Annotated in this window: 22 protein-coding genes; 16 read left to right on the top strand and 6 right to left on the bottom strand. The window is 41.3% G+C overall.

Annotation, left to right across the window (positions count from 1 at the left end; all coding sequences use genetic code 11):
* The first annotated feature begins 3 nt into the window (after positions 1-3).
* The 3 genes from G563_RS36860 to G563_RS0109180 are packed head-to-tail and all read left to right on the top strand — an operon-like array spanning position 4 to position 4839.
* Complete coding sequence (locus tag G563_RS36860; RefSeq protein WP_051210847.1) at positions 4-1944, top strand: DUF4861 family protein; 1941 nt, start codon at positions 4-6, stop codon at positions 1942-1944.
* 3 nt (positions 1945-1947) lie between these two features.
* Positions 1948-3441, top strand: a complete 1494-nt coding sequence (locus tag G563_RS0109185) for a GH39 family glycosyl hydrolase (protein WP_028665068.1) — start codon at positions 1948-1950, stop codon at positions 3439-3441.
* 3 nt (positions 3442-3444) lie between these two features.
* Positions 3445-4839, top strand: a complete 1395-nt coding sequence (locus G563_RS0109180; RefSeq protein ID WP_028665067.1) for a GH39 family glycosyl hydrolase — start codon at positions 3445-3447, stop codon at positions 4837-4839.
* Here the strand turns inward: G563_RS0109180 and G563_RS34115 are convergent.
* Both G563_RS34115 and G563_RS0109170 read right to left on the bottom strand, forming a co-directional pair.
* Positions 4836-5279, bottom strand: a complete 444-nt coding sequence (locus tag G563_RS34115) for a type II toxin-antitoxin system VapC family toxin (protein WP_037326271.1) — start codon at positions 5277-5279, stop codon at positions 4836-4838. The two genes, G563_RS0109180 and G563_RS34115, sit on opposite strands and share 4 nt — an antisense overlap.
* On the bottom strand, positions 5276-5485 hold the full coding sequence (locus G563_RS0109170; protein ID WP_028665066.1) for a hypothetical protein: 210 nt from the start codon (positions 5483-5485) through the stop codon (positions 5276-5278). Before G563_RS0109170 ends, G563_RS34115 begins: the two co-directional genes overlap by 4 nt.
* 145 nt (positions 5486-5630) lie before the next feature.
* Here G563_RS0109170 and G563_RS0109165 point away from each other — a divergent pair, with 145 nt between their 5' ends.
* The 8 genes from G563_RS0109165 (at position 5631) to G563_RS0109130 (ending at position 14126) form a co-directional block, all read left to right on the top strand.
* Complete coding sequence (locus G563_RS0109165) at positions 5631-7112, top strand: glycoside hydrolase family 88 protein (RefSeq protein ID WP_028665065.1); 1482 nt, start codon at positions 5631-5633, stop codon at positions 7110-7112.
* Positions 7113-7125: 13 nt separating this feature from the next.
* Positions 7126-8781, top strand: a complete 1656-nt coding sequence (locus tag G563_RS0109160; RefSeq protein WP_028665064.1) for a sodium:solute symporter family protein — start codon at positions 7126-7128, stop codon at positions 8779-8781.
* Positions 8781-9482 (top strand): SDR family oxidoreductase, encoded by a 702-nt coding sequence (locus tag G563_RS0109155; RefSeq protein ID WP_028665063.1) that lies wholly within the window; start codon positions 8781-8783, stop codon positions 9480-9482. The genes G563_RS0109160 and G563_RS0109155 overlap by 1 nt, the downstream gene beginning before the upstream one ends.
* The gene (locus tag G563_RS0109150; protein WP_028665062.1) at positions 9479-10204 is read left to right on the top strand and encodes an RraA family protein; all 726 of its coding nucleotides are present in this window, start codon (positions 9479-9481) and stop codon (positions 10202-10204) included. The genes G563_RS0109155 and G563_RS0109150 overlap by 4 nt, the downstream gene beginning before the upstream one ends.
* Positions 10188-12251: a heparinase II/III domain-containing protein gene (locus G563_RS0109145; RefSeq protein WP_229598468.1), complete on the top strand. Its 2064-nt coding sequence runs from the start codon at positions 10188-10190 to the stop codon at positions 12249-12251. Before G563_RS0109150 ends, G563_RS0109145 begins: the two co-directional genes overlap by 17 nt.
* Positions 12252-12254: 3 nt before the next feature.
* Positions 12255-12632, top strand: coding sequence for a VOC family protein (locus tag G563_RS0109140; protein ID WP_028665060.1), 378 nt, complete (start codon positions 12255-12257; stop codon positions 12630-12632).
* A gap of 79 nt (positions 12633-12711) precedes the next feature.
* Positions 12712-13104, top strand: a complete 393-nt coding sequence (locus G563_RS34110; RefSeq protein WP_037326268.1) for a VOC family protein — start codon at positions 12712-12714, stop codon at positions 13102-13104.
* Positions 13105-13106: 2 nt separating this feature from the next.
* On the top strand, positions 13107-14126 hold the full coding sequence (locus G563_RS0109130; RefSeq protein WP_028665059.1) for a (R,R)-butanediol dehydrogenase: 1020 nt from the start codon (positions 13107-13109) through the stop codon (positions 14124-14126).
* 70 nt (positions 14127-14196) lie between these two features.
* On the opposite strand, the gene G563_RS0109125 is transcribed toward G563_RS0109130, so the two are convergent.
* Positions 14197-14433, bottom strand: coding sequence for a hypothetical protein (locus tag G563_RS0109125; RefSeq protein WP_028665058.1), 237 nt, complete (start codon positions 14431-14433; stop codon positions 14197-14199).
* A gap of 11 nt (positions 14434-14444) precedes the next feature.
* Positions 14445-15881, bottom strand: coding sequence for an NADP-dependent isocitrate dehydrogenase (locus G563_RS0109120; RefSeq protein ID WP_028665057.1), 1437 nt, complete (start codon positions 15879-15881; stop codon positions 14445-14447).
* Between the two features lie 93 nt (positions 15882-15974).
* Between G563_RS0109120 and G563_RS0109115 the strand changes: the two genes are divergently transcribed.
* The 3 genes from G563_RS0109115 to G563_RS37975 all read left to right on the top strand — a co-directional run bounded on the left by G563_RS0109115 (position 15975) and on the right by G563_RS37975 (position 18962).
* A complete protein-coding gene (locus G563_RS0109115; protein ID WP_028665056.1) occupies positions 15975-16898 on the top strand; it encodes a LysR family transcriptional regulator in 924 nt (307 codons plus the stop codon).
* Positions 16899-17273: 375 nt separating this feature from the next.
* Positions 17274-18656 carry a sulfatase gene (locus G563_RS34105; RefSeq protein WP_037326265.1) on the top strand — a complete coding sequence of 461 codons (1383 nt, stop codon included), beginning with the start codon at positions 17274-17276 and terminating at the stop codon, positions 18654-18656.
* Positions 18657-18824: 168 nt separating this feature from the next.
* Positions 18825-18962, top strand: a complete 138-nt coding sequence (locus G563_RS37975; protein ID WP_157585194.1) for a hypothetical protein — start codon at positions 18825-18827, stop codon at positions 18960-18962.
* A gap of 607 nt (positions 18963-19569) precedes the next feature.
* Here the strand turns inward: G563_RS37975 and G563_RS0109090 are convergent.
* Positions 19570-23409: a CHAT domain-containing protein gene (locus G563_RS0109090; RefSeq protein ID WP_028665054.1), complete on the bottom strand. Its 3840-nt coding sequence runs from the start codon at positions 23407-23409 to the stop codon at positions 19570-19572.
* 125 nt (positions 23410-23534) lie between these two features.
* Between G563_RS0109090 and G563_RS0109085 the strand changes: the two genes are divergently transcribed.
* Complete coding sequence (locus G563_RS0109085) at positions 23535-24149, top strand: RNA polymerase sigma factor (protein WP_028665053.1); 615 nt, start codon at positions 23535-23537, stop codon at positions 24147-24149.
* Positions 24142-24918 carry a hypothetical protein gene (locus G563_RS0109080; protein WP_028665052.1) on the top strand — a complete coding sequence of 259 codons (777 nt, stop codon included), beginning with the start codon at positions 24142-24144 and terminating at the stop codon, positions 24916-24918. Before G563_RS0109085 ends, G563_RS0109080 begins: the two co-directional genes overlap by 8 nt.
* Positions 24919-24921: 3 nt before the next feature.
* Here the strand turns inward: G563_RS0109080 and G563_RS0109075 are convergent, their stop codons facing one another.
* Positions 24922-26538 carry a M48 family metalloprotease gene (locus G563_RS0109075; RefSeq protein WP_028665051.1) on the bottom strand — a complete coding sequence of 539 codons (1617 nt, stop codon included), beginning with the start codon at positions 26536-26538 and terminating at the stop codon, positions 24922-24924.
* Positions 26539-26816: the final 278 nt, after the last annotated feature.

Below are 26816 nucleotides of genomic sequence, written 5' to 3'. Positions count from 1 at the left end.
ACCATGATACGATTCAATTATCGGTATATTTTTTTGGTAGTAATTATCCTTTTACAGGGCAAAATATATGCTCAATCACCGAGCAAAGGCACCGAAGCGATTGCCGAACTAGTGCTCAAAAAAGCCTTAGCTGATACAGATTTGGGACTATATCCGGGTAGTTTGTTGATGCATGGAATGAGCGAATTGGCGGTATTTCAAAAAGACCCTCAAACCCTGCATCAGGCGTTGGGGATATTTGCAGATTTCAAAACAGGCAAAATAGACGGTCGTGGAAGTTTTATCAGCTACAAAGCAGGTGGCAGTGGAGCAGCTTATTTATATTATTTAAAAAAATCGGATGCGCTCAGAGAGCAAGTGGAGCTACGAGCCAACGAAATGTTTAAATCCCAAAAGCGTTCTTCAGAGGGCATTGTGACGGCCAATTGGGCCAAAGATAGCCTCGACCAGATTTTTATAGACATTGCCTTTGCCGTAACGCCTTATATGCTGTATGCAGGTATGGCCATGCAAAAGCCTGAATATGTTGACATTGCGGTGAAAGAAACATTGCTTTTGTTTGATATTTTGCGAGATACCAATGGGCTGCTTCGTCAGGCACGTGGTTTTACGGGTTTGGGAATTTTATCAGAAGACAATTGGTCGAGAGGAAACGGCTGGGGCGCGTTTGCTTTAGCGTCGCTGGTGAGAGACTTGCCCGATACGCATCCCAAAAAGCAAGAAGTAAATCGGGTCGCCAAAAATTTCTTTGAAGCAGTCTTAAAATACCAAAATCAAGAAGGACTATGGAATCAAGAGATGACCGAACCCTTGTCGTATATCGAAACTTCTGGGAGTGGGTTGCTTCTGTACGGTATTGGTATCGCGATTGAAAAAAACATCCTTGACAAAGCGTATTTGCCTCAGTTTGTCAAAGGCCTGAGCGGTTATACTTCTTATATTGCCCCCGACGGTTCAGTGAGCAATACATGTCGAGGGTGTTTGAATCCTGGCAAAGGCACCAAAAAAGATTATATCCAAAGGGAGTGGATTCTCAATGATCACCATGCTTTTGGGCCGGTAGTATTGGCTTTTACGCAGGCCCTCAAAATGGGTATCAAAGAAGTGACCCCTGCAAAATGCTTTGGGTGCTATGTGACCGAATTCGGCAAACCTCGTAAACCCCAAACTTATGTAAGATACATGCCCGAAGCCAACGGCAATATCGTTTGGGAAAACGACCGCGTAGGTTTCAGAGTGTATGGCCCGCCGGTCAAAGATAGAGTGAGCAGTGGTATCGATATTTGGACCAAATCGGTGCCTTATCCCGTGATTGACAAGTGGTATAGTCTCAACAAAATGGGTAAACCCTACCACATTGACCGAGGCGAAGGCTGTGACTTTTTTCACGTTGGATACAGTCGCGGCAATGGCGGGACGGCCATTTGGCACAATGGCAAGCCCTACATTTCAGCACCTTATACCACACACCGTATTTTGAAAAATACGGAAGAAGAAATTGCTTTTGAGCTAAATTTTGAACCTTGGGATGTAGAGGGTCGTCAAGTTTCCGAAACGAAAGTCATCAGTATGAAAATGGGCGATAACTTTTTTAAAGTAGTCAGTACTTTTCAAAGCAGCGACCAAAAACCGCTCCCTGTAGTGGTGGGTATCGCTTATGCAAAAAAACCTGAAATTATTGAAAATAAAAAAACGGGAACGCTTACTGTATGGGAATCCTATTTGCCCGAAAATGGCGAACTGGGTACGACGGTTGTCGTAAATCCCAAGCAAATCAAAAACTTTACCTCTTTTGACAAAGAACGATTTGTATTGGTCAATGTCAAATCAGGAGAAGCTATCACTTACTACGTAGGCGCAGGTTGGACTAAAGCTCCGCAGTTTAAAAGCCGACAAGATTGGCTGGCGTATGTAAATTCTGAGTTATCAAAAATGAAATTTTAAGTAATGAGGAAGGTGCTATTATTAGGGATTATATTTTTGGGCAAAACTTGTTTTGCCCAAAAAATCGACACATCTGCCAATCGGGTAAAGACAGAGGTCAATATTGCTTTTAAGCGAATTGGTACGCTCAAATCTAAAAACACCAATGAAATCAATACTTCTAACTGGATTATTGGCTGCGAAACCCTCGACCGAGATTTGACCGATTACGAACAGTATAAAGAATACCTAGTACCACTGGGTATCAAACGGCTACGGATGCAAGCAGGGTGGGCAAAAACGGAAAAAGTGAAGGGAGTATACGATTGGGCATGGTTGGATAAAATCATTAACGATGCTCATCAACGTGGGTTGAAGCCATGGTTGGAAACGGGCTACGGCAATGCCATTTACGCTGGCGGCGGGGGTATCAATCTGAGTGCAGGTATTCCGACTTCCGTGGAGGCATTGCAGGCTTGGGACAAATGGGTGGCGGCATTAGTAAATCGCTACAAAGACAAAGTGGAAGATTGGGAAATCTGGAATGAACCTAATTTTGGTGATAATACCCTCAACACTCCCGAAGCCGTCGCTGAATTAAACATTAGAACGGCAGAAATTATCAAGCGCATCCAACCCAAAGCTAAAATTTCGGGCTTGGCTATGGGGCACATTGACTTGAAATACGCCGATACATTCTTCAAAGTGATTCATCAAAAGGGCAAAATGCACCTTTTTGATAACATGACATATCACGATTATGTCTACAATCCCGATGCGAACTACAGTAAGGTAGCCGATTTACGAAGGGTGTTGGACAAATATTCAACCACCGTACAACTACGCCAAGGAGAAAACGGCAGTCCCTCCATTGGCGGCCCCAATCGAGGAGCGATTGGCGATTATGATTGGTCAGAACTTTCGCAGGCTAAATGGAATATTCGCAGAATGTTGGGGGATTGGGGACACGATATTGAATGCAGCATTCTGGGAATAATTGAGATGAACTATGGTAAAACCAGCGGCCCCATTACAAGAATGAATGTAAAGGGCATTATTGAGTCTGACTCCCTCAAAAGGGCGATTCGCCCCAAAATGGCCTATTATGCGATGCAAAATGTAGTGTCAGTTTTTGACGACAATTTAATGAGAATCAAAAATATACACGATACACATAACACAAATGCTAAAATTGGTAGTGATGAAATAAAGTATCACAAAGGTACTGATAGAAGTGTATCGGTGTATGCTTATGAACACAAAAACACTAAGAAACAGGTGTTTACGATTTGGAACGATGAATATATTCCGACTAATACCAATAATGTTAAAAACCTGAATTTTACGATTCTGAATGCCAATTTCAGCCAACCTGTTTATGTGGATATGCTCACAGGGGCGATATACGAAATACCTGATAATCAGATTGATAAAAATGGAAACAAAACTACTTTTAAAAGTCTGCCCATATATGACTCACCCATTTTGATTGCAGATAAATCAAACCTAAAATATTGAATCATGAAGAATTACTTACTTTTTTTTCTCCTATTTATTAATTTATTATCAAATGCCCAATCCACTTGGAAAGAAATCGGGCAACTCAAAACCCGTGATGCCAAAGAAATAAAAAAGAGTACATGGAGCATTGGTGGCGAAACCCTGGACCGAGACTATACTGACTATCAGTCATATAAAACTTATTTGGGGCCTTTGGGCGCCAAAAGAATTCGTTTACAGGGAGGCTGGTCAAAGTGCGAAAAGGTTAAAGGGACCTATGATTTTGCGTGGCTTGATGCCATTATTCCCGATGCGGCGGCACGTGGGGTGGCACCTTGGGTAGAGTTGTCATACGGAAATCCAATCTATGAAGGGGGAGGCGAAGCCAAGTTGGCGGGGCATATTCCGACTTCTCCCGAAGGGTTGCAAGGCTGGGACAATTGGGTAAGAGCTATGGTAACAAGATACAAAAATCAGGTACCTCAGTGGGAAATTTGGAACGAACCCGACATCAACCGCAATCATACGGGCAAACAAATCGGGGAGTTTTATGTACGTACGGCCAAAATCGTGAAGAGTATTCAGCCCGATGCCCAGCTCATTGCTTTGGGAATGGCAAGCGTTACAAATCTCAATTTTGTACGTGATTTTATGGAATACCTTTATCAAAACAACGCCCTTGACTTGATTGATATTCTGACTTATCACGGTTATTCACCCAATCCTGATGTATCGTATCCGCATATCGAAAGACTGCGCGCCATTGTGTGGAGTTATAAGCCTGAAGTAATTTTTATGCAGGGTGAAAATGGCGCTCCTTCTCAGAAAAAAGGCACGACCGTAGGCGCTATGACCGACCAAGATTGGTCAGAACTTACCCAAGCCAAGTGGGATTTGCGTCGGATGCTTGGAGACCACGGACGAGGAATTGCCACCAACTTGTTTACTATCAGCGATATTCACTATGCTGCTGGCGACCACATGGTGGGTATCAACTCAAAAGGTCTGCTCAAAACCAATCCCGACAAAACTATCGAACGTCCCAAAATAAGTTACAAGGCAGCACAACACGTTTTCTCTCTTTTTGATGACCAAATTGAACTGACGAAAAATAAACCAACAACCAATCAATCAACGGTTTATGCGTTTCAGTACCAACACAGACAAAACAAAGGGAGTTTAGTCACCCTTTGGAGCGGAGAAGCTCGTCCTGTCGAAACTTACGAGCTAAAATCGACGACTGTCACGGTAGACGGAAATTTTAAAAATCCTGTATATGTAGATTTGATTTCGGGAAAAGTATATGAGATTCCTACATCCCAAATCAAAAAAGAAGGAAACCGATTTGTGTTGAGCAATATACCTGTGCCTGATTATCCTGTTTTAGTAGCCGAAAAATCTGTTTTAAAATATTAAAAAACCATTGGGTTGATGACTTCATAGCCCAATTGAGAAACAAAATTAGCAAAAGGAGTATCTGCCGTTACGAAAGCCCAATCAGTATCGGCTAATAGTTGGAAAGTGCAAAAATGAAGGGCATCCAAGGTACGAATCGGATAGTTTTTACCCTGTGTTTTCAAGAAAAGTTCAGTTTCACGAAGAACCAACGAATTAATTGGCTGAATATGAAATTGTTGAATAGAGATCTCAAAACCAGCAATAGCGGATTGAACTTGCGTATCGGTCAGTTCTCGGGTACGCAAGCGGCGAAATAAAGCACTATAAAATTCGGTTTTTACGAGTTCTGATAGCCAAATTTGATGAGTAGGTTCAATAATTAGTTTTTCCACGCTATCCGAACCGATTTCGGATAGGTAATATTTAACCAAAGTAGAAGTGTCAAAAAACAAATTCATATTCTTTCGTCACGGGCAGTTAAAATATCTGCCGAAAGGCTATTTTTTAGTTCTTTCAAAGCCTCTCTTACTTGCAGATGAGCATTGTTTGGGTAAACCGCAGACTTTGGAGGACGACTTTTTAGCAGTTCGATGTACCCATAAATCAGCATCAACTCCTCGGTGGTCAGTGTTTGTATCTGACTGATTACGTGGTCTTTAAGCATAAGATTAAAGCGTTTTAATAACTAAAATTAGAGAAATCGTTACTATTTTCCAAAACAATGGCAAAAACCAAATATTATCCTGCAATTAAATTTCGACTCTTATTGCTCCTACTTTATTGATAACCAATATCATAAATAAATAATTATGAATCGTCGCCAAATGCTTGTTACAACAGCCACACTTACTTCCACTTCCATTTGGGGCAATTGGAAGCAAAACCTTGCGTATCAGTACCTGTTGGCGAAAGTTGAAGGTTTTGCGACCCATTTACCCTCCAATAAGTACATCGCTTTCGATTGGGGAGTTAGCGAAATAATGCCAGATAATGAGGGCGTTAAATTGTCTTGGAATAAGCTAATTTCTGGGAAAAACCAGTTTGTATCCTTACGTATTACGAGTGCTACCGACGTGCGAGAAGTTTTGGTTTTGGAAGTAAAAACCGCCAAAACAGGTCAAAAAATAGCTGATTGGGATTTACGATTTGCGGCCTTATTACAGCCTTTTGAGTTGCAAATTCCGCAAGATGCCATACGAGCCATTATAGAAGAAGGTATCATTCTAAAAATGGTGAAAGGGACTAAACCATTTTGGTTTTTTTCCAAAAACAATTCAGAAAAAACCGCCCCTAACGCTTATTTACCCCATCTGCTGGTGCATGATAAAAAAATGAACAAAGATGCATGGAAAGATCGCCTTCTATCGCTCGAATCCCTGCAAACATTTGGTTGGCAACAGGGCGTTGTTTGGGACGGAATACTTGAAATGAGTAAAGATTCCCCTAAAGTAAAAAGCGTTTTGAAGGAACAATTGGAGATGTATTTTGCCCAAAATAGTCTGCTGTATTGTAACCTCAACAACGTCAAAACCGAAGGCAAAATCCACACTGTAGAATCTATTTTGCCCTTTGCCATTTTAGCCCAAACCAACCCAACGCACCCTCTTTTACAGAAGGCGATTGATTTTTGTGAAAAACACGCTAATGCTGAGGGCGTAATTGCCGACGGAACGGGTAATAATCGCATGGTAAAAACCGAAGAATGTTATACTGTCAGTTATCCATTGGCGGTGTTGGCAAAAACGCTCAATCGTCCGGATTTGGCCCTTTTGTCTATCAAAACCTTGCAATCAAGAATCAATATTTTAGAAAAGGGTAACAGTATTTACCAAAGAGGTACTGAGCAAGGAGAACTGTTGTTTGAAAATTGGGGACGGGGCGTTGCTTGGTATTTGTTGGGCATTGCCAAAACCTTGGTGTATTTACCCGAAAGCGAGAAAAAGCAGGAAATCAAAGCATCCTTCCAAAAATCGGTGCAAAAAGTCATGGCCTACCAACAAGCCAACGGGCTCTGGAATTGCTTTTTTCATCAACCAGAAACAGGCGTAGAAACGTCGGGGACGGCAGGAGTAGCAGCCGCACTAACGTATGGGTATCAGCACGGCTTACTGCCAAAAACTGCCAAAATAGCAGCTCAAAAAGCTACCGAAGCGTTAGTTTCCTATTTAACACCTGACGGCTATTTGACTGGCACTGCCCAAGTGAACAAAGGCGGCGATGCTCTCCAAAAAAATGGATTTAGAATTATTTCACCCTATACCTTGGGTTTCTTAGCCCACATAGCCCCATAATCCACCTTTCATCATGAAACAACTGCATACACTTGATTACTTGGCGATTTTCCTATACATGATTATTATGTCAGGTATCGGGATTTTCATGGGCCGATTTGTTAAAAATATCAATGATTATTTTAAAGGCGGAAATGGCGTAAGCTGGATTGCGGGCGGAATCAGCAACTTCATGACCAAATTCAGTACGGTGATTTTTGTAGCTTACGCCGGAATCGCCTACAAAGATGGATTGGTGGCTATCACGGTGCTTTGGAGTACGGTTTTTCCGTCGTTAGTAGCGGTGGCTTTTTTTGCAAAACGCTGGAAAAGAGCAGGAATCATCAGTCCGGTAGAGTTTTTGGAAACACGTTTTAATGCTTCAATCCGCCAGATTTTTTCATGGAGCGGAGTCGTCTTCAAATTGCTTGATGACATGATAAAGCTCTACGCTATTGGGCTTTTTGTTACTGCTGCGTCCGGTATTTCTTTCGAAACAGCCGTGATTGGCTGTGGCGTAGTGGTAACGCTTTATACGGTGATTGGAGGTTTTTGGGCCGTGATTGTCACCGACGTGGTGCAGTTTGTGATACTTTTTATTGCCACGCTCATTTTGGTACCTCTTTCCTATCAAGCGGCGGGAGGATTGGAAAATATGAGAGCCGTTATCCCTGAAAACATGACTTGGACCAACGGCGAAAAAGGAATGCCGTGGTTTTTGGTGGCTTATTATGTGCTGATTATCATTCGTTACAGCGGAAATTGGACTTTTATTCAGCGTTTTTATAGTGCCAAAAGTGAGGAAGATGGCCAAAAACTGGGGCTTTTCTCCGCATTGTTGTTCTTCATTTTTCCTGTTATTTTTTTATTCCCGCCCATTGCTGCGCGGGTGATTATTCCTGACCTCGACAATCCCGAAATGGCTTATGTAAGTCTTTGTCTTAAACTGCTGCCAGAGGGAATTATGGGATTGATGATGGCGGCGATGTTTTCGGCCACCATGTCGGTATTGAGTGCCGAGTACAATGTAACGGCAAGTGTGCTTACCCGCGATATTTACCAACGTGTTTTTCGTCCCAATGCAAGTGGCAAAGAAGCGCTTTTGGTGGGTAGGTTGATGACCCTTGGCGTTGGAACCGTCGTAACCGTTGGAGCCTTGTTTGTGGGAGGATTTGGGGGAGCTTTTGAAGCCAACAAATTACTAGGAGGCATATTTGCGGTTCCGATGATTGTGCCGGTCATATTTGGAATTATTTACCGCAAACCACAGCCTTGGGGAGCGTTGGCCACGTTGTTTGTGGGTACGTTTGTGGGTTTTGCCCTCAACGCCAACAAAGACATTCGTTGGGAATTTGCGACCCTCATAGAAATCGCCGTTTGCATTCTTATTTTCTTTATTTCGGGCTTAGTGCCTTCCAAAAATGAAAATTACAACCAAAAAGTAGCGGCTTTTTTTAAGAAGTTAACCATTCCTTTTGTACCCAATCCAGAGTCAAAAGGAAGCGATGCCTTTGCCAATGCAATCAAACTCATGTATGGTATTGCGTTTGGTCTGACGGGCTTGATGTTTATCGTCATGGGAATGCCATCCCGCGCTACAATTAGCGGACAGTTGGCTCTTCTTTCTGGTACACTTTGCGTTGTTGTGGCTGCATTTTTATATTTCAAAAAAAGTAAACAACATTCATAATGAGTTATTTAGCTAATAAAATCGTATTTATTACAGGGGCGTCGAGTGGTATCGGTAAAGCTACTGCCTTGATGCTCTTGGAAGCTGGGGCAAAGGTCTTTGACTTTAGCCGAACGCATCAACTGGCCGAGGAAGTAAGCCACCCCAATTTACGTTCTTTCAAAGGCAATGTAGGAAACGAAGCCGACGTGATAGCAGGATTTGCGGCCTGTGTGGAAGCATTTGGGGGAGTGGATGTTTTGCTCAACAATGCGGGCGTTGGTGTTTTGACGACCGACCTCTCCTCTACCGATTTGGATACGTTTGAACAAATGTTTGAGGTAAATGTTAAGGGTGTTTTTCTCTGTAATAGAGAGGCTTTAAAAATAATGAAACCCCAAAAGGCGGGTCATATCCTGACGGTTATTTCGATGGCTGGGCAGCGTACCAATCCCAACGCGCCCGTGTACTGTGCTTCCAAATTTGGGGCAAGAGGACTGAACAGCGGCCTTGCTGATCAAGCACTTAAACTCGGCATTAAAGTAACCGACATCAATCCCGGACCAACCGATAGCAATTATTGGGGTGACCGTCAAGTACCGCGTGAGAAGTTTTTGAAGGTAGAAGACGTGGCTCGGGTCATCGTGTTTGTATTGAATCAGCCTGACTATGTGCTGATTAGAGAAATCAATTTTGACAACATGAAATTTTTAATACCATGAATACCAATGGACATCATTCACAGGACACGACTCACACGGCGGAAGAGATTCGTCCTCCATCTCCTTTTCCGATTTCAGTCGCCGAAATGCGCGAGCGTTATTTGAGACTTTATACAGGAGCGGTCAACGACATTTTGCGTTTCAATTACCAAATGCTTGCCACAAGCTTGCCGTCTTGCTTTGCTCCTCTAAGGGAAGAAATGAAGTTGGCTGGATTGGCGTTTACGGTTAAGGGTGGCCCCGATATTACTACAGAGGGTGAATTTGAAATGCGTGCCCAAATGCTCGAAGCATTGCACGAAGATGCGGTGGTCGTTTGGGACTGTACTGGCGATACTGTGACTTCGCAATGGGGGGAAGTAATGACGATGGCGGCGCTCAAATTAGGATGTAGAGGTGCCGTTATTAATGGCATTAGAGATACACAAGCTATTCTAAAACAGGGATTTCCAGTGTTTCATCAGTTCAAGTCAAACACAGGAATGCTGGGACGCTTCAGGATGTATCATTACCAAAAACCCATTCTTATGGGGGAGGTTGTGGTGAAGCCAGGTGATTGGGTTTTTGGGGATATCGACGGCGTAATTTCTATTCCTCAACACATCGCCTATGATGTATTGCTAGCTACTGAAAAATTGATGTTTAAAGAAGATGAAATCAGAGAAATGGTCGAATCGGGCATGAAACCTACGGATGTCGTCAAAAATGGAGGATATTTTTAAGATGCCAGTTTTTTTAAGCAATACCGAAAAAACAATCATTTTGGAAGAAATACAAAATGACCAATCCCCTATTTCGGTATTTTGGAAGGCTTTACAAAAGCGAGTATATGAGCGAGTCGCTTGGGGAAATCTGCTAGGCCCATCCGCCACTACGATTTGGTGGCATTCGGTGGCAGAATACCTTTCGGATGCAGCCATGAGTTACGCCCTCCAACCCACCCCCGAACTAGCCGAATGGATTAAAAAAGAAACGCTTGAAGTGGTCCGAAAATCGGCTTACGAATGGGTAGGCCCTGCCTTTCGTGACCACTCTGAGCCACTGACAGGACACCTCGAAACGGCTCATATCTGTTGGGGTATTTCGGTGGTGTATGATTTGGCAAAGGAGGCTTTTTCAGCAGCTGAGCAAGTAGAAATTAAAACGGCTCTGCGTGATAAAGGAATAAAATTATGCCAAGAATGGATTTGTAAAAACTTCCATTTAGCCAACTGGCGCAGTATTTTGTTTAGTGGGGCGATGGTGGCGGCGGTTGTTTTGGAAGAGGAACAAATTATTGGTGAACTACTAACCGAATTCGAATTGTGTCAAGATGCCCTGCAAGAAGATGGTTCTTATGGCGAATCATTGCAGTATGCAAATTACTTACTTCTGGCACTCACATTTGCAAAAGAGGCTATTTTACGGAAATATTCTCACCTAAAACAGCCCATTTTTGACGTACATAATACAATCAACTGGTTTGCAACCAGTATGTTTTATACAAAACCTTTGGAAGGCTGGGGCGGAACTCCTCGCGCCCGCGCTGCCAATTTCAACGACAGTGCCGCTATTTTTCGCCCTTCTGCGGATGTGTTGCTACATATAGCTGCACGAAGCAACAATGAAATAGAAAAAGGATTGGCAAAATGGCTGTTTGATAGGTACTATTTGTCTGTTCCTGACCAAGGTCCCCACGATTTGGCGACTTTAGGAATGCGTAATGACTGGGGTTTTTTGACGCTTCCCCTATTGACGTACGAAGTGAAAAGTATTTCTCCAGAAGATGCCCATTTGCCATTAACCACTTCATTTTCAAACGGAAATGCTTTTGTCAGGGATGAGTGGAGTGGCAAAACAATCATTGCTATCAACGGGGGTAGCGAACCACTCAATGGCTTGGGGCATTTGCACGGCGATTTAAATAGTTTTATTCTGGTTCATAACAACGAACGACTCTTGGCCGACCCCGGTCATAGCTGTTATCGAAACCTCATTCATGGGCTAGAGAGTAGCTCACAAACACATAATACTTGTACTTTTTTGATAGAAAAAGAGTCGCTGGGATTACAAGAAGATTTGGCAAAAGTATCGTTGTTAGAACAAAAAAGCGTTTTTCCTCGTCGAACAATAGTAAATGGCAAAGGGGGAGAAAAAGTCGAAAGAGGTGATAAACGCTTGATTTGTGCCAAAAATGAGGTGGTTTCGGTCGTGGGAGCGGAAGTAGGAAAAGCCTATGGGCAACCCATTCAGGAGTTTTCAAGATTTTGGATTTTGGCGGGAAGCCACGTATTGTTTATAGTTGACCAAATTAGTGCCGCTTACCCCGTGACTACTATTTGGAATTGGGTTGTAAATAATCGCGATGGACATACCACTTGGCAGAAAGATAAAGCTTGCCTAACCGTCAGAAAGAATCAATCGGGCATGAAACTTTTTCATGGAGGAAGTGGCTCTTTTTCGTATCCTGTGTATGGTTTTTTACATGACGCTTATCATCCCGAACCTAATCAATTGGGAGAAGGAAAATCTGGTGATGCGTTGGTGTTTCGTTTTACAGAAGGACAAAAATTGACGACACGAACGGTGGTACATGCGATTGCCTTAGACGAGCCTAGTTTATTAGAAAATTGGCAATTTGAGCAAAATGAAAGTGATTTTATCTTAAAAAGTAATACTCGAAAATGGACATTGAAACTCAACGAAAACAATGGGTTTTCTGTGATTTCAGGGCATGGCCGAACGTGGGACATTGTAAATGAAAAATTTGTGTTAAAAAGAATCCAATAAACGATGAAAGTTCTGGGAATAGACCATCCAGCCATAGCAGCCGAAAACGTAGAAAAATTGGCTGAGTGGTATTGTGAAGTATTTGGGTATGAAAAAGTGTTTTTACATCCTAAGCCCGTTTGGATTCTGAAAGCGCCAGACGGAACTTTGCTCGAAATCATGCCCAAAGATGATACCGCACGCCCTCACCGAACAACTTGGACGCCCGGTTGGTCTCATGTGGCGTTGCGAGTAGAAGATATCGAATCGGCTATTGCGTATTTGGATATGTTTCAGGTAAAATGGGCGGGCGAACTGAGCCAAGCAATCGGCGGGGGCAAAGTGCGAAACCTGTTAGATTTAGAAGGAAATATGCTCCAAATCCTCCAACGAATACCTTAGTGTTTTTTAATTGTTTGATTTTAAGATTATTAACCACAAAAAAGTGGTTCAGGTTTCTATTTTCTAAACCAAAAATAAAATGGAAAATTTTAAAGTGAAAGGTATTGATCATCCGGCTTTAGCAGCCGAAAATGTAGAACAACTCTCTGCTTGGTACTGTGAGGTGTTGGGATACGAAGTGCTTTTCAAAGACCCACGTCCTATTTGGTTGTTGAAAGCTCCCGACAACTCTATTCTCGAAATTTTGCCAAATGACGGAAACCCACGTCCAAGTCGTACCAACCTTACCTTGGGCTGGTCTCATCTGGCCTTCAATGTAGATGATATAGAGGTTGGTATCAGGCACTTAGATACATACAATATCAAATGGACGAGTGTGCTTTCTCCGGCTACTGGAGGGGGGCGCGTACGGACATTTTTGGATCCCGAAGGAAATACATTACAATTAATCGAACGTCCTAAATCAAACTAATCATGGAAGCATTGTTTTATGAAGGAAACCACTCCTTTACGCTCAAAACCATTGAAAAACAACCCTTAAAAGCAGGAGAAGTACGTTTAAAAGTGGCTTATGTGGGAGTATGCGGCACCGACGTTCATATTTATCATGGCAAAATGGACGCAAGAGTAAAAATACCTCAGGTGATTGGGCACGAAGTATCGGGAATCATTGATGAAATAGCCGAAGATGTAAGTGACTGGAAAGTAGGCGAGAAGGTTACCGTTCGTCCTTTGAATCCTGGACAAGAAGTTCCCGCCGACAATGGTTATCGGCACATTGGTCAGCACCTCAAATTTATCGGTATTGATTCTCCCGGAGGTATGCAGCAGTACTGGAGTGTGCCTGCGTTTACACTACACCGTTTACCCCAAAACCTTCCTCTTTCGCTAGGAGCTATGATTGAGCCGTTGGCAGTGGCCTGTCATGATATTCGTCTTGGAGAATTAAAGGCTGGCGAAAATGCAGTTATCATTGGTGGGGGGCCAATTGGCTTGTTGATAGCATTGGTGGCACGTCAGAAAGGAGCTAAGGTGCTTATTTCGGAGGTAAATCAGAGCCGTATTGAATTTATCCAATCGCTAGGATTTCAGACAGTCAATCCTATAGAAGAGGATTTAATAAAGCGGGTGGAAAGTTTTTCCGATGGGGCAATGGCCGACGTTGTTTTTGAAGTTTCGGGTGCACAGGCGGGTGTGACCGCTATGACCCAACTTCCCAAGGTACGTGGGCGGATTGTGATGGTAGCGATTCATTCCGAACCCAAAGCCGTAGATTTATTTCGGTTTTTTTGGCGCGAAATCAAATTGATTGGAGCACGGGTGTATGAGCCGGAGGATTTTGAAGAGGCTATTGCTTTGGCCGCAAGCGGTGTATTGCCCTTAGCCGAAATGATTACTCAAATTTCTCCGCTCAGCGATGCGCAACAAGTTTTTGAGACCATTGATCAAAATCCTGCGGGGATGAAATACCTCCTAGAGTTGACAATTAACTGAGCCTAAGCATTTACATAAAAACAGTTGCTCTTAAGTAAGAGCAACTGTTCTGATACTATTCACTCTCCCATTAGTATTCAATTACAACATTCAAATCCAACCCTTTAGATGACTCAGCATGTTTTTTTGCTTCGTACAATCCTCTTTGCAGTTCTTTGATTCTATTTTCGCGCATTTTAATCTCCTCCTCGCTACTGCTAGAGGAAATTTTCATTTCCAAAAAACGAATTTTTGTATGCACCAGCTGAGTTAGTAATTCAAGTGCTTCATTAGGTAAAAATCTACCTTTTGTAAGTTCTATTTTCATGTCTATATTGTTTACTGTCCTTGTCCAAGCGAGAAAGCAGGTGTACCATTAAAGGCATATAGATTTTCCGTTTTGATAACGTCAATGCCAAATTCTATGGCATTGTTGAGAAGCTCTATTATATCCACATGGGTTATGGTCGAACCCTCAGAAGGCTTGAATCTGCAACGCCAATGATCCGTGCAAAAGGTTTCTTTGAATCCTTCAGGCCATACCTTAATACCCCGATTGGTAATCATCGTAAGCTTGGCGCTGTTGGTGGCTATATTGCGAACTTTGTCGGCTAGAAAATTAGGATCTTCACCCGGCCAGTGAACAAATACATCTACGCCAACCAATTCTTTCTTTGCGGCAGGTTTACGAGTGTATTTTGGCAAATTAAGAACAGTTTCTTTGTCGTAAGAAACGGCTTTTAAGGTAGAAGGTTTCTTATCTAAATTGGCAATGACAGCATCTGCAAACTCTTGTGTACCTACTTTTTGGGTGCTTGTTCCTTCCTTAAAAATATCATAAGTATGGATACCATCTTCCATGGTTTTGAGCCACGCATTCTGTACTTTTTCGGCTATCTCGGTTTGACCAATATGAGTAAGCATCATAATCGCGCCTTGCAAAAGTCCCGAAGGATTGGCTAAGTTTTGCCCTGCACGACGCGGTGCCGAACCATGAATTGCTTCAAACATGGCACATTCTTCTCCAATATTGGCAGAGCCAGCCAAACCTACAGAACCCGCTATCTGAGCTGCTACATCTGACAATACATCGCCGTACAAATTGGGCATTACGATTACATCAAAAGCCTCGGGAGTATCGGCCATTTTTGCCGCCCCTATATCGATAATCCAGTGCTCATTTTCAATAGTTGGATATTCTTTGGCGATTTCATCAAAAACCTGATGGAAAAGCCCATCGGTTTGTTTCATGATATTGTCTTTCGTAAAACAAGTTACTTTTTTTCGGCCATACTGCTTGGCATATTCAAAAGCATAACGGACGATTTTTTCGCAACCTGGGCGGCTGATAAGTTTCAGACATTGAACTACTTCATCGGTTTGTTGGTGCTCAATACCAGCATATAAATCTTCCTCATTTTCGCGAACAATCACAATGTCCATCACAGGATGTTTGGTTTTTACGAAAGGGTGAAGGCTTACACAGGGACGTACGTTGGCATATAGTCCCAAAAATTTACGAGTAGTGACATTCAAACTTTTGTAGCCACCACCCTGCGGTGTAGTAATGGGTGCTTTCAAAAAAACTTTGTTGCGTCGGATAGTATCCCAAGAAGATGCAGCTATCCCGGAGGTATTACCTGCCAAATACACTTTTTCGCCTACCTCAATTTCCTCAATCTCAATTTGTGCGCCAGCAGCTAAAATTATTTTAAGTGTGGCATCCATTATTTCAGGCCCGATGCCATCGCCCTTTGCTACCGTAATTCGAGTCATATTTTGTTTTTTTGATGTTTGACGCCACAAAACTCATTTTTATTTTTAATATATTTTTATTTATATTTACAATGATAATCATTAATAGTTTTTATGAATTACACTTTGCACCAGCTCCAAGTTTTTTTGAAAGTCACTCAAACAGAGAGTATTACGAAGGCAGCTGAGGAGCTATTTTTAACCCAACCGGCGGTATCAATTCAGCTGAAAAATTTCCAAGAACAATTCGATATTCCTCTCACAGAAGTAGTAGGGAGGAAGCTATATGTCACAGATTTTGGAAAAGAGATTGCGGTTGCGGCGGAGCGCATCCTCAATGAAGTATATGCCATAAACTATAAAACGATGGCCTACAAAGGTCAACTTAGCGGACGTTTAAAAATATCCGTCGTTTCTACTGGTAAGTACGTTATGCCCTATTTTTTGACAAATTTTATGAGTCGGCACGAGGGGATTGAGCTTTTGTTGGATGTAACAAACAAAAGCAGGGTCATAGAAAGTCTAGAAAAAAACGAGGTTGATTTTTCATTGGTATCTGTCTTGCCCGCAAACCTTCATACTGAAGGAATAAGCTTGATGAAAAACAAGCTTTATTTGGTAGCAAATGGGCAAAAGAAGTTTAACAAGCGCCCCTATGATGTTGGTTTTTTTGAAACGATACCCTTGATATTTAGAGAAGTCGGCTCTGGTACGCGCTACGTCATGGAGCAATTTTTTGAAGCATCTCATCTACAAATCAAAAAAAAGATGGAATTGACTTCCAATGAAGCCGTTAAGCAAGCTGTGATAGCGGGTTTGGGCTACTCAGTAATGCCATTGATTGGAATCAAAAATGAACTTCAAAATGGTGATTTACAGATTATTCCGATGCAAAACTTTCCATTGATATCCGAATGGCAGCTAGTTTGGGTGAGGGGAAAGAGTTTTTCGCCGGTAGCAAAAGCTTTTATGACTTATATCCAACAATACAAAGCCCAGATTATTCAAGATAGATTTGGGTGGTATGAAGAATATTGATTAATTAGTTTATTGTTTCTTAACTTCAAGTAATACTGGCAAATTAGATTCTTAAGTAAAACGATTTAACACTTTATGATAAGTTTGTAAGAGTGGATTTTCGGATAATATCATTTTCATATAAAATGATATTATTTTTACGAGATAGGAGCATAAAGCCCCCGTGCTTTATGCTCCTATCTCGTAAGTTTTAAACTATAGCTATTCTCTGTGCCACTGAGCCGTCTATTGCTTATGCTTAAAAAATCACCGACGCTAAAGGCGTTGAAAGCCGAGGGGAGGTGTTTTGATAAAAATACCAAAAGCAAGGCCGTTGCCCAGGGTATCTGTTACGCACTTTTTAAAGAAACCATAAAATGATACACGTCTATTTTTATGATAAAGTTTAAACTCATTTCGACTTTCACAATCGTTGCGTTGCTGTTGCATGGCAACTTTGCACAGACTCAAACCACAAAACCCAACATCATCTTTATTTTGGCTGATGATTTGGCTCAGGCTGATTTGGGTTGTTACGGCAATCCGTTCAACGAAACCCCTAATCTTGATAAACTGGCAAAAAGCGGAATTAAATTCACCCAAAGCTATGCTGCCTGCCCCGTTTGCTCGCCGTCAAGGGCGGCTATCATGACGGGCAAACACCCCGCCCGGCTCAAGCTGACCAATTTTCTGGTTGGAGAACGTACCGATTCGCTGTCACCAGTGAAGCCTGCCCAATGGACAAAATACCTTGGTTCTTCCGAGATTACGCTTGCCGAAAGGCTCAAACCGCTGGGGTACCGAACGGGGTTTGTTGGTAAATGGCATTTGGGCGGTGCCGACTCGCTGGCTCCCTGGGGGCAGGGGTTTACATATGCCCGCATGATTGGTAAAAACGGGTTGGATTATTACAATTATAGCATTTACGAAGATAGCTATAAAAAAATGTTTGAAGATAAAGGTACCACCTACCTCACCGATAAACTCACCGACTATGCGCTGGATTTTGTGAAGAGTTCAGACAAACAACAGCCTTTCTTTTTGTATCTGTGCTATTCGGCACCGCACGTTTTTCTGGTTCCGCGTGGTGATAAAGTGAGTAAATACCTTAAAAAATTCGAAAAATTTAATGGCAAATACAACCCTTACTATGCTGCCGTGATTGAAAGTATGGACGATGGCGTGGGGCAAATCATCCAACTTCTAGAAGAGAAGGGGCTGATGGAGAACACACTCATTGTTTTTACGTCTGACAACGGCGGTGTGGGCATTCCCGAACTTGGCCCTATACCTACTACGGCTGGCAATTTGCGTAAATGGAAAGGATTTACCTACGAAGGTGGTATTCGGGTACCGACCCTTATTTCTCAACGAGGAACCATTGCCGCCAATCAAATCTGTGACCAGTACTTTATGAATACCGATTATACACCCACCCTGTTGGACATACTAGGTCAAAAGCAGGAGGTGATGCCCGACGCCAAAAGTTTTTTGCCTTTACTCAAAAACCCCGAGGCAAATTTTGACCGAGGACAGATTTTTTGGCATTACCCTCATTTTAGCAATCAGTTGAGTCGCCCATCAGGTGCTATCAGGGAAGGAGATTGGAAGTTGACTAAAAGCTATGAAACCAACGAAATAGCCCTTTTTAATCTTCGGGATGACGAATCTGAAACCGAAGATTTAAGCAAAAACAATCCGAGCAAAGCTCAGGAAATGCATCGAAAACTGACCGATTGGCTCAAAAAAGTAGATGCCAATATGCCGATAATGAAATGATAAAGTTTACTACTACCCATAAAATTAACTAAACTACATCCATTGCCATAAAACATAGAAGAGAACCTATGGGGTTTTATTTTGTCAAATACGGAAGTATTTTTAAACCATGAGTTACAAACTTCCGTATCATTTTACTTGGTTTCAAAATGAAAGATACCACAGGGGATGCAAGATCGTTCAGCTTGGTGTATGCGGGTAGAAAAGGGTTGGGTCTTCTACAGCCAACCAGAGCATACAGGAGTCGACTTTGAAAATCCAATTTACGCCCGAATCATCGTCAATGCGGTGATTTATAAGGCATGAGTCTGTTTATCAGTACTTTAAGAGAATAAACAGCCTTTCAAAAAAACAGTTGCGGTAACCTTAAAAGACATCCGATTGAGCAAGCCGGTATCAAGACTGCCGTGCAACTGCTTAAAACTTCCATGCAAACTGTTTTTTGTATGGAACATACGCCACGGGGCACCTCGTGGTATCTACAATTCACATTTACTTGATTTCCTTTATAAATTACACTTTCCCATTTGCGGGGCCGCCTTTAGATTTGTATGATTGAACAAGACCAAGAAACTGGTAAGTTTACTTTTCAGTTGTTGAGAGCAGTATATAGGCACTTTAAGAGTGCTGTAGAATGTAAAAATACACAAATTCCTAAAAGCATTCATCATGGAAACGCAGTATTTTATCGGTGCGGGTCGCCGCAACGATTGACATCTCAAACAAAAGAAAGCCATGTTGGCCGAGATGTATTACAAAGAGGAAAAATTGGGTGTCGATGGAATTGCCAAAACCGTCGGCATTTCCAAAATGACGCTGTAAAAATATTTACGACTGCGCTGTATAAAAATCAGTGCGTATCAGAGCCATATAAGGAAGGATGAATAGAAATGGGTACCGTGTATGCAAAAATCTAACGAATCAGCACAAATCCTGCCCAATAGAAGGGGGAATATTTCTTCATCATTTCCCGCTGAGCATTATTAAAGGCTGTTTCGATGGATAGGTTATTGGTAAGGTTAGTGTAAAATAACTGCATCATCTCGTAACTTTCTTTGTCGGGTATTTGCCATAAACTGACTAATAGATAATCTACTCCCGCTTGTTTGAAGGCTTGTTGCAATCCAAATACCCCAAAATTCCCTTCAATTTCACCAAGCCCTGTCTGACAGGCACTTAATACGGCGAGGGTTGTTTTTGAAAGATTTAATCTACTTACTTCATCTGCGGTAAGAATACCATCCGTTGGGTCATTAACAGATTCATTTTTATACCAAGACGAATTTGCTTTACTCAAAATTAACCCTGATCTATCGAGTGGGTTAGCCGATTTTTGAAAAACAGTCTGTGCAAATTGATTTTTATTTTGGTTTTCGGGGAAGAAATAACCATGAGTAGCTATATGTAGAATAGAGGGAGAGGCATTATTATATGCATGGAAAGAAGGCTCAATGGCAAATTCGCCTTTTACCAATTTAATATCTTTTATCTTTTTAGATAAAAGATTCTGCAAAGATTCTACCTCTTTTTCTGTCCAGTGAAGGTAGTCCCATGCTTTTGGAAGTTTTTTTGTGGAATCCAGTGCCATTTTACCATATTCTAATCCGCCCCAAAGTATGGCATTGGCTTTGGCTAAATCTATTTTGGTCTCGGGCTTCCAAAGTGAATTATTCAAATATGCAATATCATAGTTTTCAATAGCCGGATTTTGACGATTTTGTAATCCTCCAAAAGATACTCTATGAAGTAGCCCAATAGCAGAAATATATAGCTTTTTTATACCAATAGTTCCGAAGCCCTGTATAGGCAAAAAAGTTCCGAAATAGTCTCTCTTTTGATAAAGAGAATCCTCTTTTAATAGAGCAACCAATTCATTTTCTGAGAAAATGCTATATGCTTTTGCTGTGTGTTCTTTTGTAAGCAAAATAACTCCGTATTGTACCTTCTCCCTGTCATCGTCAATTTGAAAAAATTTAAAGTACTCAGCAAGAATGCTATTGGGTTGCAACTTTGATCGTATTTCAGTCGCACTTATCTGCCCTTTGGAATAACGATCGCTAGCTAACGTGTTGTTTTTTTGCCAAGTTACATTTTCCCAGAGTACAGTAGCCAAATTTTGATTTTGCTTCATGAGAGCCATGTAAGCACCATTGAGCATCAAATATTGCTTTTCAATACTGCGTGCGAGATAATATTTTTCCTCCTTTTGGTCTAATTTTTCATAAGACGATACCCATTTCTTTAACTCTTGGCTTATTTCGTTCAAATATGCGGTTGCATTCGCAGTATTTTTTTGGTTAATATAAAAGAGCCCCAGTTTAAGTTTGCTATCAGTAATAATCGAAAGTTGATTTGTCTTTATTGCAAGGATCAATGCTTGATTAAGGTGCTTTTCAGCTTCACTAAATTGACGGTTGAATTGTTCAATTTGCGCCAGACCACTATAAGCTAATCGTTGATTCTCTTCGTCAATTCCTTTCTCTAACAGAGCTCTTTTGTAGAGTGATTCAGCAGTTTTATATTCTTTTAACCGAGCGTATAGATTCGCTAACGCTACCATATTGTAAGCGTTTTCAACAGATAAAACATCCCTTTTTTCCTCTTCCAAATATTGTGTCTTACCGAATGTGAAATAATCATAAAAGACATTTAAATCTGTTGCCACTTTACGATGATAGTCAGCTATACTTTTGAGTGAATTCAGCATCTCAGGGATATCCCCCATTGTGAACTCAGAGTTGTCATTACAGAATAATCGCAGGTTTTTAATGAGTACGTTTGTGTAATATTCACCTTCATGATAATTACCTGTTTTGAAATTGATTTGAGCGATATTGGACAGACAGAACCAATAATAGATGTTAAATCTACCCCAAATCCGCTCAAACATAATTGCTGCCTTACTATAATGTGCAATAGCTGATGTAAAGTTTTCCTGTACATACGCAATATTCCCTAGTGCAAAACCAGCAAAAGCACTATTGGTGAAAGAATCATGCAAATAAACGTATTGTTGGTCGCGCTGCTCTATGGCCTCAAAGTAATTCGAAGGTCTTTCTCCTTTTTCAGCCATTGATTCAAAAACATTTCGAACTTTACTCAGGCTATCCTCAACATACGGTTTTAACTTATGATTTAAGATTCCAAGTGAAGCTCCTACCATAGTGGCTGTTATCTTTTGCGGTGTGATTGTCTCTCGTTCGGTATCAATGAGTGAGAGATCGTTGTCGATGAAATCGAATTTATTATTCGGTGATGAATTGAAAGAAATGGATTCCTCCAGAAAGATTTTTGCCTTTTCACTCTGCCCGGTATTTTGATACATCAATCCCAATTTATTGTTAGCTTTTCTATAAAGGTATGAATTTGGATTTCTAAGTTGTTCGCTGTTGAGTACCGCAATCCATTCTTCTTCTGCTTTTTCAAACTTTCCCAATTCTTCATAAATACCCCCTAATTCAATACTTAATTTGGCTTTGAGCGAATCTTCCGAAAAGGCCAGTTCATTGCGTAGCATAGTGATATTGGTTATCGCTTCCTGAAACTTGCCCTGCCTCTTTTGCGCTAAAATGCATTGATATTTCATTGCTTTTGATTCAAATCCGGTGGTAAAATTTTCCACCTCCTCGTTCATTCCCATCGAAAGCAGCATTCCACAAATGGGTAGCATGTCTCTTTCATACTGTACTCTGTTCTTTTTTCGAATTAGTTTTAATATTCCCTTAATAAACTTTAAAGCACGCCTTACATTAGTCACATATTCATCAGGTATTGCTCTTTGGGTTTGATTACTCTCCTCCCCTACTTCTATAATTTTCTGCTTTTTGTAGATTTGGATTTTGAGCGTTACGATTTCGGAGGCGAGTCGTTGCGCGGAGGCAGTATCTCCTTTAGAAGCGTATAAATCCTGAAGCGTAGCCAATCTGTCCAATTGTTTTTGGGTATCATTCTCAGGCTTATCGGGGTGACTCTCCAGCTTTACATTGTTTTCCGAAAGACTTGCTTTCATTTTCAGTACGGCTATTACATTCATACGTTCCAGTTTTTCGGCGATTTGAAGTGCTGTTTCTCCTTTATCATTTTTAAGGCTTGGATCGGCCCCTTCCAACAACAGGATTTTACACACATAGTCATCGCCTTCCATAGTAGCCATCATAAGTGGAGAGAAGTTGCCTTGCTGCATTTTAGCCATTAAATTTACATTAGGCTGTACAGCTTTTTCACTTCTTACAAACAAGTTAATATAATTGATAGCATTAGCGCCTGTCAAGCAAGCCCGATGTATAGGAGCAATCTGAGTTTTGCTATTAGGTGGAGATAAATCATACTCAAAGGGAGATTGTTTCGCATTTTCGTAAAGAATTTTGACAGCGCTGTATTCGCCGCTGATAACTGCTGCACTCAGCACACTTCCCGCATAAGCATCAGGGGTATTTTGTTTGAGGTAGATAATGCCTTTGATGTTAGGATTGGCTCCTTTTTGCAATAAGAACTCTATAAGTGTCCAATTCCCGCGCAAGGCCGCCCACATTAGAGCTGTAGCACCATTTTCGTCCCTTGTATTGATATCAACTCCGCGATTAAGTAATTTGATGAACTCATGTTCAGAGGCCGAATTTTTGGCATAAGAAATCCAAAGTCCCTGTAAAACTTCCTTATCCTGCTTATTCAACGTTTGAGCAATTCCGTAAGAAGAGTAAATGAGTAAGAGTGTCAGGGTATAATAGCAAAAGTTCTTAAACAATTTGTTCATAATTGATATTTCAGAAGAGTTTACGGTTTCTAAAATTCATAAAAATAATTCACAAAAAGTTTAAACTACAAAAATTTTGTAAGCCTTTCTCTTTAGTTTATTTTGCGTTATAAACCTTTGACCCGATGATCAGCGATAGTACCCTTTTAGAGCGTATTAAGCAAAACGACCGAAAAGCTTGGCAAGAACTGTACGCAAGTTATAAAAGTCCAATTGGAAGTTTTATGAGAAATTGGTCCTGTAAAGGCCCCGATTTCGACGATGTGTATCAAGAAACGATGATTCGGTTTGATGCTCAATGTCACACTATACGCTTAGATGCCACCCTCAAAACGATTATCATTTCTATCGCTAAACGAGTCTGGTTTGAGACCTTGCGTAACAGAAAAAAATACGGAATACTCGCGGATGAAGAACAACGGGTCTTTACACGGTTGAGTATGGACGATGAGGTAAAGCCAGATTCCGAAGAGCCATTTTTTAATCCTGAAGAAGAAGTCTTTGATATTTCGGGCAAAGTTGTGGAAGCAATGTTGAAAATGCGTTCGGGCGATTGTGCCGACATATTTTATGCTCGGTATTGGTATAAGATAAGAGTAGATAAAGTAGCGGAGCAATTTGGTATCAATTACAACTCCATGAAAACCAAAATTTATGAGTGTAAGCAATCGTTAAAGCGATTGTTACAAAAAGCCGGTGTGAAGTTTCCAACCTCCAAAAATTCCAAAAACAATGAATGAGATAGAAAGAGATGAACTCTACGAAAAGTACCTGATGGGGGAAGCAGACGAAATGGAACGCCAACAGGTTGAAAAAATGATTACCTCCAATAAAGCTTATCGAGCGGAGTTTGAAACCCAAAAAATCTTACTTGCTCATATTCGGCAAAACCGTCGTCGGGAACTAAAAGATATGTTTGTCGAATTTGAAGAGGAAATGAAAACCGGAGGCCTTGCGACAAAAGCCGAAGAAGAACCGGAAATAGGCAAAGTAATAAAGGTAAAATGGTGGCAAAGTTCTGTGGTAAGATACGCGGCTGCTATTACCGGAATATTGTTGATAGCAGGTATATTGGTTTGGAACAATTGGCCCAAAACTGGTGATGAAATTGCGGGGAAAGATGATTCCACAAAAACAGTAAAAGACTCTACCCTGAAACAACAATTGGAGGGGCCTAAACCACTCGAACAAATCGCCCAAGACATACCTCAAAAGCAGTACATGGAAGGCGTAATATCCCTACCGATTTACGAATCTTCAGATTCGGGCATGGGTTTTGGCAAAAATCAAAAGGCTAAGGATACTTTGGTAGTTCGATTTGAAAAATCTGGTTCACCTGCGTATGAATTTGGGGATACCCTTACGATTTCCATGCCTTATTTCTTTGCTTATTCATCAAAGTGGCGCATTGTGTATGACCGTTTGAATGATACCTACTATTTTACGGACGGAAAAATACGCTACGTTTTGATCAAAGGAGCAAAAGAGCCAATGGTTGAGCAAAAATAGCCTTTATTGATTCTTTGGTTCAAAAACCATCCATTCTTCCACGCACCCGTTGTTGACCACAAACCAGCAGCGGGCGTTTTCGTACCCATACCAGAAAGCATCGTTTCCAGCGGGTATCTTGCGCGAAGGGGCTCCGTACAATTCCAATAGACGGGCTTCGGTGTCACCCTTCTTTAATTGTTGTTTAGTTTGCCATGGAGCTGCGAGTGCCGTTGCGCGAATGACATCAAATTGCTTGTCAGCTAACTTAACATGAAAGGAAAGCACTCCATTGGTAAGCATATATGAAGTACGAATAAAGTCTTGACCAGGCAAATTGAAAGGATTTGAGAGTGATGTCAAGGCCAAAGGAAATTTTAAATTATAAATCTGATTTTCAATACTATTCGACTTAAAATAGGGAATTAAACTCTTTTTCTGAAACATTTGAAGCGAATCAATATTCAATTCCTCGCGTTGATTAAGCCACGAAAAATACTTCTTCAGTAAAGAAACATTATACTGCTGTTCATGGACGTTGTTTAGTAACTCTAATTGCTTTTTCAACCTTCTTTCGTTTTTGTTTTGGGCAAATGTAATTGCCCGCAGGAGTTGGCCGTTCGGAGAAAGTTTACCCCCATTCATCTCCCATTTTTTAAGTAAATCGTCGGCTGAACCGTTTTGATTTTGGAGCAAATGTGTGGAACAAAGACCCAAATACGCTGCTTCATATGTAGGGTCTTGCTCTATCAGATTCGTAAAAATGCGCGCTGCTTCGTTGAGCATTTTTTGTCGTTTTTCTTCTTCCCCACTGCGCAGATCCGACAGCATCCGATTGGTAGCCGCCAACTCAATCGGTAATTTGAAAGGCATAGTACTGAGAGGGGTCATTTGGTAGGCTTGCTGCAACCACGCTATACCTTGATTATGAATTACTTCTCGAATTGGCAGGAGATTGGAAACGTAGCGATAACAACGTTCGGCTAAGGCATACTGACCGTTTAAAAACAGAAAGTTACCAGTCTCGAACGCAACGCCCGCGTTACGAGCTACTACTGCCTGTTCTTGAGCTAGCTTGATCCGTTCATCCCGTGAGAAATATCCCGGTATACTCAACTCCAATTTATATTCGGTATATATCTTCTCATATAGAGGTTTAACAATTGAGAAGGGATAATAACCCGCCACAAAGGCTTGAAACATGCCTCGTTGATCGGCTTGCAATTCCAATTTTTTCTTTTCTTCTGACTTGACAGACGGCGGTAATTTCTTAGCCAATTGTGCAAACCCCATCCATTCGTTGTGCCGTTCGTAAAAATGGGTGAGTTCATGGCTTAATAATAATGCTAATGCCGTGGTAGAATCTGCGCCAAAAGATTGACAAATATCATAGAGCTTCTCATCAAAATAAAGTACCGGCTCCCCTATTGAAATTATTTCAGCGATGCGACCGCTTTTAATGCGCACGGGCATTTCGAGACGGGGGGCCGCCCGTCTGTCTCCGAAGGTACGGGCTATCTGCTCAGTTATTTGCAGCGTAACTTGGTATTTGTAATGAGTCGTGGGTAATATCCCTTGAGCTGATACCACACAAGAGAGGGTAGTTAGGAAAAGACTAAACCCAAAAAACAGACGAATCATGGTAGGGTAACTTTAGTTTTTGCAAAAAAACAAAAAAAGTTCATTCCTACCCCCTGACATTTTCAATATTCCCTCATCAACAGTCAACTAAGTTCAAACACTAATTCCTGTTGATGATGAAAAATTTTCAAAAAAACTTCCCTAGGCCTGTAACATGGAAGGATGTAGAGGTGTGTAACCTGTACCTATAACATTGTAACCTATAACATACGTAACTGGCAAAATTTCATTTCACTAAAAAAAAGACTAAGTCTGCCAAAAACAAAAGGCATTTTACC

The sequence above is a fragment of the Runella zeae DSM 19591 genome, from assembly GCF_000423565.1.
GTDB classification, from domain to species: domain Bacteria; phylum Bacteroidota; class Bacteroidia; order Cytophagales; family Spirosomataceae; genus Runella; species Runella zeae.
This window is presented reverse-complemented; position numbering and strand designations above follow the sequence as displayed.

What these genes read in the sequence shown, in the direction of transcription:
- G563_RS0109120 (WP_028665057.1), bottom strand. Translation starts at nt 15,881, where the DNA reads ATGACTCGAATTACGGTAGCAAAGGGCGATGGCATCGGGCCTGAAATA.
- G563_RS34105 (WP_037326265.1), top strand. Translation starts at nt 17,274, where the DNA reads ATGATAAAGTTTAAACTCATTTCGACTTTCACAATCGTTGCGTTGCTG.
- G563_RS0109160 (WP_028665064.1), top strand. Translation starts at nt 7,126, where the DNA reads ATGAAACAACTGCATACACTTGATTACTTGGCGATTTTCCTATACATG.
- G563_RS37975 (WP_157585194.1), top strand. Translation starts at nt 18,825, where the DNA reads ATGCAAGATCGTTCAGCTTGGTGTATGCGGGTAGAAAAGGGTTGGGTC.
- G563_RS36860 (WP_051210847.1), top strand. Translation starts at nt 4, where the DNA reads ATGATACGATTCAATTATCGGTATATTTTTTTGGTAGTAATTATCCTT.
- G563_RS0109150 (WP_028665062.1), top strand. Translation starts at nt 9,479, where the DNA reads ATGAATACCAATGGACATCATTCACAGGACACGACTCACACGGCGGAA.
- G563_RS0109130 (WP_028665059.1), top strand. Translation starts at nt 13,107, where the DNA reads ATGGAAGCATTGTTTTATGAAGGAAACCACTCCTTTACGCTCAAAACC.
- G563_RS0109075 (WP_028665051.1), bottom strand. Translation starts at nt 26,538, where the DNA reads ATGATTCGTCTGTTTTTTGGGTTTAGTCTTTTCCTAACTACCCTCTCT.
- G563_RS0109085 (WP_028665053.1), top strand. Translation starts at nt 23,535, where the DNA reads ATGATCAGCGATAGTACCCTTTTAGAGCGTATTAAGCAAAACGACCGA.
- G563_RS0109115 (WP_028665056.1), top strand. Translation starts at nt 15,975, where the DNA reads ATGAATTACACTTTGCACCAGCTCCAAGTTTTTTTGAAAGTCACTCAA.
- G563_RS0109185 (WP_028665068.1), top strand. Translation starts at nt 1,948, where the DNA reads ATGAGGAAGGTGCTATTATTAGGGATTATATTTTTGGGCAAAACTTGT.
- G563_RS0109080 (WP_028665052.1), top strand. Translation starts at nt 24,142, where the DNA reads ATGAATGAGATAGAAAGAGATGAACTCTACGAAAAGTACCTGATGGGG.
- G563_RS0109155 (WP_028665063.1), top strand. Translation starts at nt 8,781, where the DNA reads ATGAGTTATTTAGCTAATAAAATCGTATTTATTACAGGGGCGTCGAGT.
- G563_RS0109145 (WP_229598468.1), top strand. Translation starts at nt 10,188, where the DNA reads ATGGAGGATATTTTTAAGATGCCAGTTTTTTTAAGCAATACCGAAAAA.
- G563_RS0109180 (WP_028665067.1), top strand. Translation starts at nt 3,445, where the DNA reads ATGAAGAATTACTTACTTTTTTTTCTCCTATTTATTAATTTATTATCA.
- G563_RS0109090 (WP_028665054.1), bottom strand. Translation starts at nt 23,409, where the DNA reads ATGAACAAATTGTTTAAGAACTTTTGCTATTATACCCTGACACTCTTA.
- G563_RS0109140 (WP_028665060.1), top strand. Translation starts at nt 12,255, where the DNA reads ATGAAAGTTCTGGGAATAGACCATCCAGCCATAGCAGCCGAAAACGTA.
- G563_RS0109170 (WP_028665066.1), bottom strand. Translation starts at nt 5,485, where the DNA reads ATGCTTAAAGACCACGTAATCAGTCAGATACAAACACTGACCACCGAG.
- G563_RS0109165 (WP_028665065.1), top strand. Translation starts at nt 5,631, where the DNA reads ATGAATCGTCGCCAAATGCTTGTTACAACAGCCACACTTACTTCCACT.
- G563_RS0109125 (WP_028665058.1), bottom strand. Translation starts at nt 14,433, where the DNA reads ATGAAAATAGAACTTACAAAAGGTAGATTTTTACCTAATGAAGCACTT.
- G563_RS34115 (WP_037326271.1), bottom strand. Translation starts at nt 5,279, where the DNA reads ATGAATTTGTTTTTTGACACTTCTACTTTGGTTAAATATTACCTATCC.
- G563_RS34110 (WP_037326268.1), top strand. Translation starts at nt 12,712, where the DNA reads ATGGAAAATTTTAAAGTGAAAGGTATTGATCATCCGGCTTTAGCAGCC.